Here is an 11,059-nt window from a genome sequence, read left to right as displayed (position 1 = left end):
GTGGTAATATGTCTTATGAGTTTTGCAGTCGCGGGGCTGGAAGCGTTATCGCGGTAGATCAACATCAACCTTGTATTGCTTTTATTAAAAAAACTGCCGAATTACTAGAGTTTCCCATCGATACCATTAAGGCAGACGTGTTCAAATTTCTAGAAAAACACAAAGGAAAGTATGACATCATCTTTGCAGACCCGCCTTACGCGCTGGAAGAAGAAGAATTCATGAAAATTCCTAACTATGTCTACGCAAACGAGCTTCTTGCCGCAGATGGAATTCTAATCATAGAACATTCTAAACACACCTCACTTGCTGCTCACGAGCATTTTGATAACGAACGCCGTTATGGCGGTACGGTTTTTAGCTTTTTTGACGGACCTAGTAGTGAGGAGGAATAGAACACTGAATAAAAGACGTGTTCCTCTTATTAATTTTCACTTTATGCTTTCTGAATTGTAAACGAACTTTGGAGACTATTATTAAATAAAATATCTGATAGGAGCTGCGCAGGAGTGGATATAAAAGATCCTAAAAAGTAAGGTGAAGTCAAGCCTGAATTCAACAAGTGCTGAGATAAAAGATTTAGTCAAATATTTAGTTCAAAAGACTTTGAATAACAAAAGCTAATTAAATCTGGATTAACTTTAGTTGTTTTGTAAATAAAAGCTCCAAAAAAACCAACCCTTTATCCGGTTAATTTTTCAGGAAAAAATTATAAAAACTTAAAAGCTGGTTGAAAAACAATAGCTTTTAAAACGTCCATTACTAAATTTTAAAAAAAACTGATGCACTATTACATCAGGTAAAGCCAGAAGGTAGAAAGAAGAAAGAAAATCTAGGTCGCATTTTCATTAACACTGAATATAAAAAAATGACCTGTAATTACAATCTTAGCATATACCTCGAAAATAAGTAATATTAACAGGGCAAAAAACGAGTGCTAAGCTTTAGCATATTGTGTAATAGGTATGGAAGATACACAAGTGCTGACATCGGCTAGATCAGAAGTTCAGGTTCAAGAATGGTGAAGTGGTTCCATTCCAAAAGTCAAAGAATACCAGTTAGTAAATAACTTTGGACTACAGTATAAACTGGACCCACAAAGCATATGATGATCTCTAAAGCAAAATAAACCCTCCTACCCTTTGGAGGTTTTGTTATTCTTACTGAGTCCCTCCTATTTTTTAACTCCTAAAAAACCAAGAGCTTTTTTAAGAAAAGTGGAAAGTATACGCTTGATCAATTATATAGAAATTGCTTATCGATTAATCACTGCCATTGACATGATCCTTTATGCAGATTATTCTAGGTTACCTATTGCTTTTGAAGGTTTAGGGTAGTTTATGGTATTGACTTCTTCCGTTTTATATGTGATTCCAGTAAAAGTGTATCACCATTTCTTCCTGAAAAGCACCGATAGTATTCTTCCTATGTACTGGCAATTATTATCGCCATCTGCTTTTTTGTTTGGAGGCTTGACTATATATAATGTGTTTTCAGAAGAGTTTTAGAATGATTAAAAAAATACGGTGCATAAACATCGATCAACCACAAAATTTGCAGATCATAAAAGTAGGAATTGGACAATAGATGTAAGCGGCAAATTATTACAGCCATTTCAGACAAATTTGAATCTAGTGAATCCCTCTTTTACGGATTTGGAAATCCTGGTCTATCAATACTAATGAAGATCAAAAAAAATAGCAGGTCTATAAGCCGGATTCTGTTGCTCAATTTCTTGAGCACCTTATCATTTATCTAGAATAACGATTGCTCGTTATCTCCAACTGCCTACCCTTCAGAATCGCGCGGATAGCGCTCAAGCTCTGATATACGTGACATTTCACCACATAGAGTTTACCGGGTTTCACTACAGCATTACCTGTACATACTTTCTGTTGCACTAGTCCTATCTCGCTTTCGCAAAAGCGAAAACAAAACGACGGCCGTTAGCCGCTATGTTATCCTATGGTGTCCGGACTTTCCTACCTCGCTTGCGCAAGATCGATAAGGCGACCTGCTAAGCCGCAAAACTAGTTAATAAATGTTGATAATTCGCAGAAATTATAAGCTTAGAAAGCCTCGCTAAAAGAGCATAGAAAAGTATCTTTGATTTATGGAACCATTTATAGTATCGGCTAGAAAATACCGTCCCGAAACCTTTGAGGATGTTGTAGGTCAAGGAGCTATTACAAAAACGCTGGAGAATGCCATCAAAAGCAATCACCTTGCACAAGCATTACTTTTTACTGGTCCTAGAGGAGTAGGGAAAACAACTTGTGCCCGTATTCTCGCAAAAAAGATCAACCATGAAAGTGGTGTGTATGATCCTGATGAGGATTTTGCGTTTAATATTTTTGAGCTTGATGCTGCTTCTAATAACGGTGTAGACCAAATAAGAAGTATTGTAGATCAGGTACGTATCCCTCCACAGGTAGGTAAATACAAGGTTTATATTATTGATGAGGTGCACATGCTTTCTAATGCAGCTTTTAATGCGTTTCTTAAAACGCTAGAAGAACCGCCAGCACATGCCATCTTTATCCTCGCTACCACAGAGAAGCACAAAATCATTCCTACAATACTATCTAGATGTCAGATATTTGATTTTAAACGCATCACTGTTAGTGCCATGCGAGAGCATCTCAAACGTATTGCTGTAAAAGAAGGTATCAATGCAGAAGAAGATGCTTTACAAATCATCGCTCAAAAAGCAGATGGTGCATTAAGAGACTCGCTTTCCATATTTGACCGAGTAGTGAGTTTTTCTGGTAAAGAACTCACCGTAAAAGCGGTTACAGAAAATTTAAATGTACTTGATAGAGAGACTTATTTTAGGGTTACCGATTTATTATTGGAGAACAATATTCCTCAATTGCTTGTAGATTATGATGTCATCATGGCTAAAGGTTTTGATGGGCAGCATTTTATAAGTGGTCTAGCTTCTCACTTTAGAGATTTGATGGTTGGTAAAGATGAACGTACCATCGTTCTATTAGAAGTAGGAGAACAGACTAAGGTGAAATATGTAGAACAAGCTAGAAAAGTAGATTTCGACTTTCTAAGAAAGTCTATAGAAATAGCAAATCAAGCCGATTTCAATTATCGATCCAGTCGCAACCAACGACTTCTTATTGAACTAACACTTATGCAACTTGCCTCCATCACTACTGATGGAGAAAAAAAAAATGATGTAAAGTATATCATCCCTGCAACTCAATTTGAACAAGCAACTCCTTCTGTAATTTCCCCTTCAAATAATGACATAATTGAAGAAAATAAAAAAGTACTAACGACTTCCCATAAGGTAGAATCAGATCCTATTTTAAAGGAAGAATCGTCCTCTTATAGCACTTCAGATGCAGCGGTCAATACATCAAATAAAGAAACAGGGAAAGAAAAGGCTAAAGTTGAGCTTATAAAAAGCACTCCTACCGAAATTATTTCAGACTCGCTTGAAGAGAAACGGAAGGCCTTATTTGAAAAAGCTAAGGGAAAGGTAAGTGGTCTTTCTATTCAGGGAATAGAAGCAAAGAAGACGCATATTGAACAACAACAGGGTAAAAAAGTACATCACGATCAATTACCGGAAGATCCCTTTACTCAGGAAGAACTGAATGTAGTCTGGACTAAATATGTGGAACATCTTCAAGAACGAGGACAACAAATACTGGCAAGTATCATCAATGCAGATCAACCTATTCTTAAAGAAACGACTATCAACCTGCGTTTTCCCAATCAATCAATGAAAGAAGATCTTGAGAAATCTCAAGGACAAATTTTAGAATACTTAAAGCGAGAATTAAACAATTATCTTATAGACTTTGAAATAGCAGTAGATAAAAGTGTTACTAAAAAATATGTGTATACAGATCAAGATAAATTTTCAAAACTTGTTGAGAAAAATCCTGCTGTAGATTTATTGCGAAGAACTTTTGACCTAGATTTTTAAACTACACAGGATCGCCATTGTCTAATCATTTTTCTTTTTCATTTGCGCCAAGGACAGATGGACCTAGCTGTAATGTTGTGAAAAATCCCTTACTTCCTCTTATATATTTAAAAAAATAAGCCTGTAAGCATGTCCTGTTATTAAGTTCATTGGTATCCTCTCTAGAAAGTCTAGAATAACTTGTTCTAACCAAAAACCCTAAGATACTTCCTCTAATCATTGGACACCAATAAATGACACAGGGAATAAAAAACGAATAAAAACTGTTTTATTTCACTGTTAATGGATCTGAATTTCAAAATTACTATTTATGCAGTACTCTAATAGCAAAGTTTCATAAACCTTTTAAATTATTTGATGATCAGAGTTAAAGACAGATTTTATAATTCCGTCCGTAAGCCCAATTTTAGGAACGTATATGTTCTTTGCCTTACTCCACTTCATAGCTCTTAAATAAATACGACAAGCTGGTATAATAACGTCTGCTCTATCATGGTTTAAGTTAAGATGGTACACCCTTTCTTCGTAATTATAATTTTGCAGTTGTTCATAGTAATTAACGAGATAAAAGTAAGAAATAGGCCTTCCTACTCCCTTTCCACTACTTTTAAATATATTATTTATGTTCCCCCCAGAACCTATTAAATCTAAATGTTCATAAGGGGCCGTAACCTCTTTAATCCATCGTTCTGCTTGATCCCAAAGAGTTTTGTTAACCATATCGTTAAGTAATCTTACGGTACCTATTTTAAAGGATTTAGAGACCACTGCTTTTCCATAAGCAAATACCGTAAACTCGGTACTACCTCCACCTACATCTACATAGAGAAAAACTTTGCTTGCATCTAGAGACGCATGCAAATCTGTCATTGCAATAATCGCAGCCTCATGAGACCCATCAATGATATCTATTTGAATTCCCGATTCCTTTTCAATTTGTTGAACAACCTCTTTTCCGTTCTGCGCTTCTCTCATTGCACTAGTAGCGTAAGCCTGGTAGGTTTTTACTTTATGAACATCCATCAATAACTGAAAAGATTTCATAGATTTTACCAAGCGAGATATATTTTCTTGAGATATATCTCCTGTAGTAAAAACATCTTGACCCAAGCGTATAGGAACTCTAACCAGACTGGTTTTTTTAAAAACTGGAGGCTCCTTGTTATATAATGTAACCGTTGCAATTAGTAATCTAATGGCATTAGATCCTATATCTATGGCTCCATATTTTCTTATTTCAAAGGACATTACTTTGTTATTTGGTTTTTATAAAATTCATAAGTCGCATATTGTGATCGCACGGGCAGCTCATCATTAACAACGTAGTTATTAAGCTGCTTTGCACATATCTCCCTTGCTTTAGTGTTGTCTTTCCAGCATATATCCATGGTGGCTATAATTTCTGCTTTTATATCTTCATCATATATAGGGCAGGCTATCTCTACTCTGCTATCTAAATTACGACCCATAAAGTCTGCACTAGAAATAAAAAGATCATTTTGACCTTGATTATAGAATCTATAAACGCGAGGGTGTTCTAAAAACCTATCCACGATACTTATTACCTTAATATTTTCACTCATCCCTTTTATACCAGGAATGAGACAGCAAATTCCTCGTATAATCAGTTCTATTTTCACACCTGCATTAGATGCTTCGTAGAATAAATCAATCATTCTAAAATCTGAGAATGAATTTATTTTAGCTCTTATTTTTGCTGGTTTTCCTGCTTTCGCGAAAGCGATCTCCCGACGAACCAATCGTTCAATTCCATTTCTGAGATAATTAGGAGAAACTAACAAATGTTTATATCTATGCTGCCGGTAATTCACCTCAAAGAAATCAAACACGCTTTCTACTTCCTTCAATAATTTGCGATTTGCAGTAAACAAGGTATAATCCGTGTAAATACCTGCCGTAGATTCATTAAAATTACCTGTTGATATAAAACCGTATCGAACCATTTTACCCTGTTCTTCGCGAGTGATGCAACAAGCCTTACAGTGGACCTTTAAACCAGGAACACCAAAAATCAGGTTCACACCTTCTTCCTGCATCAACTCCGCATAGTTGATATTAGCCTGCTCGTCAAACCTTGCTCTTAGCTCTATGGAAACAGTAACTTGTTTACCATTTTTAACTGCATTGATCAAGGATCCTGCAATTTGTGAAACTTCTGCAAGTCTATAAATCGTAATCTTTACAGTCTTCACTTTTGGATCTAGAGCGGCTTCCCTTAAGAATTTTATGGTATTTGAAAACGTGTGATAAGGTGTGTATTGAAGAATATCTTTTTTAGCTATTCTTTCTAATAAAGAACCTCTTATTTTCACATCTTTAATGGGCAATCCCGGAAGCTTTTCATAGAGTAAATCTGTTCTTCCTAAACTTGGAAACTTTAGGTAATCTCTTCTATTATGGTACCTACCGCCAGAAATAATACTGTCGTTATTATCAATCTGTAATTTTTCCATAATTAGAGATAAGGTATCTTTATGAATATCTCGATCATACACAAAACGCACTGGGTCTCCATCTTTACGATCATGTACACTAAGACGTATTTTTTCTAAAAGACTTTTCTTAAGATCCAATTCCATATCAAGCTCAGCATCTAGTGTGACTTTGATCATATGCGCTTCAATATCTTTATAATCAAAAATATTAAAAATATAATGCATGCGATGTCTAATCAAGTCATCTATAAGAATGATATACTGTCTTGCATCACCTTCAATTTGGGGTAATACCACAAATCTATTGAGGTATTTGGGCTTTTCAATAAGTGCATACCTAACCGTATGATCTGTCATCAGCATTCGTATCGCTAAATATCCATAACCGTCTCTCAAATTAGGGAAGTCTACCTCATTGTTGATCATGATCGTACCTATAGCAGGACTTATTTTTTCATTAAAATAGTTTCTTATATAGTCTTCATGTTCTGTAAGAACTTCGGTTTCATCAACAATAATAATACTCTCTTTCTTTAGTTCTTCTTCCAACTCTTCAAGAACTTTAAAACTATGTGCTTGATCTACACTAACCATTTTGTTGATTTCTTGTAGCAGCTCTTCGGCTGTGATTCCTCCTAAAGATTTGGTCGCATTTTTTCCTGCGCGTTGAATACGTTGTATGGTTGCGTACCTCACTTTAAAAAATTCATCCAAATTATTTGAAAAAATTCCCAAGAATCGCAAACGCTCAATAAGAGGAACATTCTTATCACTAGCCTCTTGTAATACTCTTGCATTGAACCGCAGCCAACTCAATTCTCTATTAAAATATTTGCTCATTTAATTTGTTTCGGAAATAAGTGAAATTTGGTTGTTCCTTTAAGTAAAGCAGACCATGAATTGGAATCAAAATCTATCGCTACGACACCAGACGTAGGAACATTGTCAAATTTAGTGCTACCCAATTGATTGACTAGATCTGTAATCCCATGATTATGACTAAATATAATTAATGAATTTAAATTATCATCACATGTAGCAATTATTTTTAACAAGTCGTTGCTATCAAAAGTATATAAATCCCTTTTGAGCTTTAAATTTTTAAAATTATAATCGACATATTCTGTGACTATGATTGCGGTTTGCAACGCACGTGCCGCAGTACTTGACCAGATAGCATCTGGGATTAAATCGATTTTTCTCAACGCTTTTCCTATAAGATGAGCATCATCAATACCTCGTTGAGTTAACACTCTATCATAGTCCCTAACTGGAAGATCCCAGGTAGACTTACCATGTCTTATAATTATTAATTGTTTCATTATGGTTGCAATCTTTTGAAGATCCATTGATCGTTTTCTTCTCTGTACAAGATGCGATCATGGAGTCTATTAGGCCTTCCTTGCCAAAATTCAAAGCTGATAGGTTCACAAGCATATCCTCCCCAAAAATCTGGCAAGGGTATATCCGTATCTTTGAATTTATCTTCGAAATGGGATAATTGTTTTTCTAATTTCTCACGAGAAACCACATTACTGCTCTGATTACTTGCCCAAGCACCAATTTGACTACCACGAGGTCTGGATTGAAAATAACTTAAAGATTTGTCTCTTGAAACTTTACTTACGTTAGCTTTAATAATAATCTGACGCTCTAAAGAGGGCCAAAAAAAATGAAGACTCACTTGATTACAAGACTCTATAGCAAGAGCTTTTTCAGACTTATAATTTGAATAAAATAAAAAATTCCCTTCTAGTATTTCTTTTAAAAGTACAATACGGGATTTAGGAAAGCCATCTACGCCCATTGTACATAAACTCATGGCGTTTGCTTCATCTATCTCATCGGTTATTTTTGCTTCCTGAAACCAAGAATCAAATAATTCGTAAGGACTTTCTGGTAAGTTTTTTTCTAGTAACGCATCTTTTTCATAAGATTTACGAAGGTTTTGAAGATCTCTTTGCATGTGACTTAATATTACATCGCAATTTACATCAATTGACTCTTTTGGAGTCGCAAACAATTCTTAAATATATCAATGACTTTAGAGAATTCCTCTTTTGACTAAGGGTGGTTAGGATTTAATAATTGAGTAAAAAGCCTAAGGAAAGCAGGATGACAGAAAAGGTACTATTTGATTAACTTGAAAGTTATATAAGTACCCTAATAAAAAAAACCGTTTCCATCGATTGATGAAAACGGTTGGATAAAAACAACTTTGTTTTTGTCGGGGTGGCAGGATTCGAACCTGCGACCTCCTCGTCCCAAACGAGGCGCGATGACCGGGCTACGCTACACCCCGATTTTTATTTATATCAGAATCGAGAACTGATTAATATACCTCTTTAAGTTGGCGCTATCTTAAATATTTAAAAGGGTAAGGTTGCGGAGAGACAGGGACTCGAACCCTGGCGACGGTTGCCCATCGACAGTTTAGCAAACTGCTCCATTACCACTCTGGCACCTCTCCTAAATATTACAAAATCGCTTCATTTACCAAAGCGGTTGCAAATGTAAGTGAAGTTTGTAATTCTACAAACTTAAATTAAGGTTTTTTCAATAAATTATTCAGGATATTCAATGCGCAAATGATAGATACTTGCTAACTTCTTTTTAATCACAGCTTTAATAGTTTCAATCTGTTTAAATGTAATATTTGCGTTTAAGAATTGACCGCTATCTACTTGTCCTTCTATGATTTTATTCACTAAGGCATCAATTTTAATGGACGTAGGATTCTGGATGCTTTTAGAGGCTGCTTCTACACTATCTGCAATCATTAGTATAGCAGTTTCTTGACTGAATGGTTTAGGACCTGGATAACGGAAATTATCTTTCGCAATGTCTGGGTTTTCTTCCTTTGCTTTTACGTAAAAATAATAAACTAGACTATTTCCATGATGCGTTCTTATAAAATCTATAATGCGATCTGGTAAATTATACTTCCGTGCTATCTCAATACCGTTCAACGTGTGATCGATTATGATCCTTGCACTATCTACAGGATCCAAATCATTGTGTGGATTAATACCACTTCCTTGATTTTCTGTAAAATAAGTAGGGTTTGACATTTTACCTATATCATGATAAAGCGCTCCTACACGTACAAGCATTGCATTTGCTCCTATTTCATTTGCAACAGTCTCTGCTATATTTGCCACGTTTAAGGAATGGTGAAAGGTTCCAGGGGCTTTATTGGATAGTTGTTTCAAAAGTTTGGAGTTGGTATCACTTAGCTCTAAAAGTGATACATCACTTACCAAACCAAAAATTTTCTCAAAAATGTAAATCAAGGGCCACACAAAAAGCATGGCTAACCCACAAAGCATGAAGTAAGCTAACCTACTCCACTCCCAACCTACCACACCACCTTGATTAATCGCATAAAAAGCGAAATAAGACAGGAAATAGATTCCTATAATTTGGGCTACAGTCAGAAATAAATTAGCTCTTTTATAAATCTCATTATTTGACAGAATAGTAACTATACCAGCCATCATCTGTAAAAACAAATACTCATCGCTGTTAGGCACAATAAAACTGAGAATAAAAATTGCAATGACGTGACTGAACAGTCCGAGTCGAGCATCAAAGAAAGCCTTTAGAATTAGTGGTAGTATACAAACCGGAACTACATATATATATTGAACATCTATAGTAACAACTGCTGCGGTTAGAACTATGACCATCAAAATATTAAAAAAAATAAAAAACACCTTTCTGAAATTTTCAAAAATTGATTTTCTATAACGCCATAAAAATAAAATCAACATGGTATAAGCCATACCAACTAGTATGATGTAGCCCGAAAGTTTCCATGCATATTGAGATTCTGTCCAAGTTTGTGATTTGTATGTGTTATTTAAAGTATTGAGAACTTGTAGTTTTTCTCCTTCTACGATTTCTCCTTGTGCAATAATTCTTGCTCCTTCAGAAACTACTCCGCGTGTGGAAAGAACTTTATTAAGCTCTTCTTTTATGGCAAGATCTGTTAATTCACGATCATAGATTAAGTTGGGAGTTATCAATTCTAAAAGAGATGACAACAATTCATTATTATCAAAAATATCTACATCTATACCATCCATACGACCGTTGAGCAACTCTTCTACATTAACAGGTTTATAGAGATCACCGTAGGTATATGCTATCACCTCGGTATCATATTCTACTAAAACAGGATGGCTTTCTTTAATATCAATGGGCATTTCAAGATAGCCAATGTCATAAATGGTGGATATTATATTTTTAATTTTATTATTTAAACTTCTAAGCTCATTGAGATCTATAGAGTCATTCCTTTTACTGTTTATTCTAGTCAACCATTTATTAAATACTTTGTCTTCTACAGTTTGGTCAATTTTAAAGTAACGCGGTGCACTTTCAGACACATATTCTCTTTCAACTAACAATAATTTCTCGTCTTTTTCAATAGGGAAAGAAAATGGCGCATATAGGGTCTCATAGTCCCAAGGCTCTCCTTGATTATAATCGTATTTGAATCTATTATTATTGGGAAATACATATACCGTTAACGCTGTACAAGAGCACAACAATATAACTACATAAATGATATTCTGATAATTGTATAAATTATTCATCACGGTTGATATTACAGCAAATTAACAACTATACTTTTAAAATACCCTTTATT

The 11,059-nt window shown here is 35.0% G+C and carries 7 protein-coding genes, 2 tRNA genes and 1 other RNA gene; 2 read left to right on the top strand and 8 right to left on the bottom strand.

Features of this window, described 5'->3' with window-relative positions:
• A partial coding sequence (locus tag ACJAT0_RS10875; protein ID WP_415181665.1) for an RsmD family RNA methyltransferase occupies nt 1-395 on the top strand: 395 nt, incomplete at its 5' end.
• A gap of 1,298 nt (nt 396-1,693) precedes the next feature.
• On the opposite strand, the gene rnpB is transcribed toward ACJAT0_RS10875, so the two are convergent.
• An RNA gene (rnpB, locus tag ACJAT0_RS10870) (RNase P RNA component class A) lies at nt 1,694-2,021 on the bottom strand.
• Between the two features lie 92 nt (nt 2,022-2,113).
• On the opposite strand from rnpB, the gene ACJAT0_RS10865 reads away from it, so the two are divergent.
• Nucleotides 2,114-3,949, top strand: a complete 1,836-nt coding sequence (locus ACJAT0_RS10865) for a DNA polymerase III subunit gamma/tau (RefSeq protein ID WP_415181664.1) — start codon at nt 2,114-2,116, stop codon at nt 3,947-3,949.
• Nucleotides 3,950-4,294: 345 nt separating this feature from the next.
• Here ACJAT0_RS10865 and ACJAT0_RS10860 read toward each other — a convergent pair whose 3' ends face one another.
• From ACJAT0_RS10860 to ACJAT0_RS10830, 7 genes are all read right to left on the bottom strand, one after another.
• Nucleotides 4,295-5,197: a Ppx/GppA phosphatase family protein gene (locus ACJAT0_RS10860; protein WP_415181663.1), complete on the bottom strand. Its 903-nt coding sequence runs from the start codon at nt 5,195-5,197 to the stop codon at nt 4,295-4,297.
• Nucleotides 5,197-7,245, bottom strand: coding sequence for a polyphosphate kinase 1 (gene ppk1 / locus ACJAT0_RS10855; RefSeq protein ID WP_374002069.1), 2,049 nt, complete (start codon nt 7,243-7,245; stop codon nt 5,197-5,199). Before ppk1 ends, ACJAT0_RS10860 begins: the two co-directional genes overlap by 1 nt.
• Complete coding sequence (locus tag ACJAT0_RS10850) at nt 7,242-7,727, bottom strand: SixA phosphatase family protein (RefSeq protein WP_415181662.1); 486 nt, start codon at nt 7,725-7,727, stop codon at nt 7,242-7,244. Before ACJAT0_RS10850 ends, ppk1 begins: the two co-directional genes overlap by 4 nt.
• Nucleotides 7,727-8,371 carry a pyridoxamine 5'-phosphate oxidase gene (gene pdxH, locus ACJAT0_RS10845; RefSeq protein WP_415181661.1) on the bottom strand — a complete coding sequence of 215 codons (645 nt, stop codon included), beginning with the start codon at nt 8,369-8,371 and terminating at the stop codon, nt 7,727-7,729. Before pdxH ends, ACJAT0_RS10850 begins: the two co-directional genes overlap by 1 nt.
• Before the next feature lie 261 nt (nt 8,372-8,632).
• Nucleotides 8,633-8,707: transfer RNA gene (locus ACJAT0_RS10840), tRNA-Pro, on the bottom strand.
• A gap of 84 nt (nt 8,708-8,791) precedes the next feature.
• A tRNA-Ser gene (locus tag ACJAT0_RS10835) sits at nt 8,792-8,875 on the bottom strand.
• Between the two features lie 94 nt (nt 8,876-8,969).
• Nucleotides 8,970-11,006, bottom strand: coding sequence for an HD family phosphohydrolase (locus tag ACJAT0_RS10830; RefSeq protein ID WP_415181660.1), 2,037 nt, complete (start codon nt 11,004-11,006; stop codon nt 8,970-8,972).
• Between the last annotated feature and the right edge of the window lie 53 nt (nt 11,007-11,059).

This window comes from Nonlabens sp., assembly GCF_047636915.1.
Classification (GTDB): domain Bacteria; phylum Bacteroidota; class Bacteroidia; order Flavobacteriales; family Flavobacteriaceae; genus Nonlabens.
Note: the sequence above shows the minus strand (reverse complement) of the source record. Positions and strands in the feature narration are given on the sequence as shown.

Excerpts from the sequence above, each read along its gene's own strand:
- ACJAT0_RS10865 (WP_415181664.1), top strand. The coding sequence starts at position 2,114 with ATGGAACCATTTATAGTATCGGCTAGAAAATACCGTCCCGAAACCTTT.
- ACJAT0_RS10860 (WP_415181663.1), bottom strand. The coding sequence starts at position 5,197 with ATGTCCTTTGAAATAAGAAAATATGGAGCCATAGATATAGGATCTAAT.
- ppk1 (WP_374002069.1), bottom strand. The coding sequence starts at position 7,245 with ATGAGCAAATATTTTAATAGAGAATTGAGTTGGCTGCGGTTCAATGCA.
- ACJAT0_RS10850 (WP_415181662.1), bottom strand. The coding sequence starts at position 7,727 with ATGAAACAATTAATAATTATAAGACATGGTAAGTCTACCTGGGATCTT.
- pdxH (WP_415181661.1), bottom strand. The coding sequence starts at position 8,371 with ATGCAAAGAGATCTTCAAAACCTTCGTAAATCTTATGAAAAAGATGCG.
- ACJAT0_RS10830 (WP_415181660.1), bottom strand. The coding sequence starts at position 11,006 with ATGAATAATTTATACAATTATCAGAATATCATTTATGTAGTTATATTG.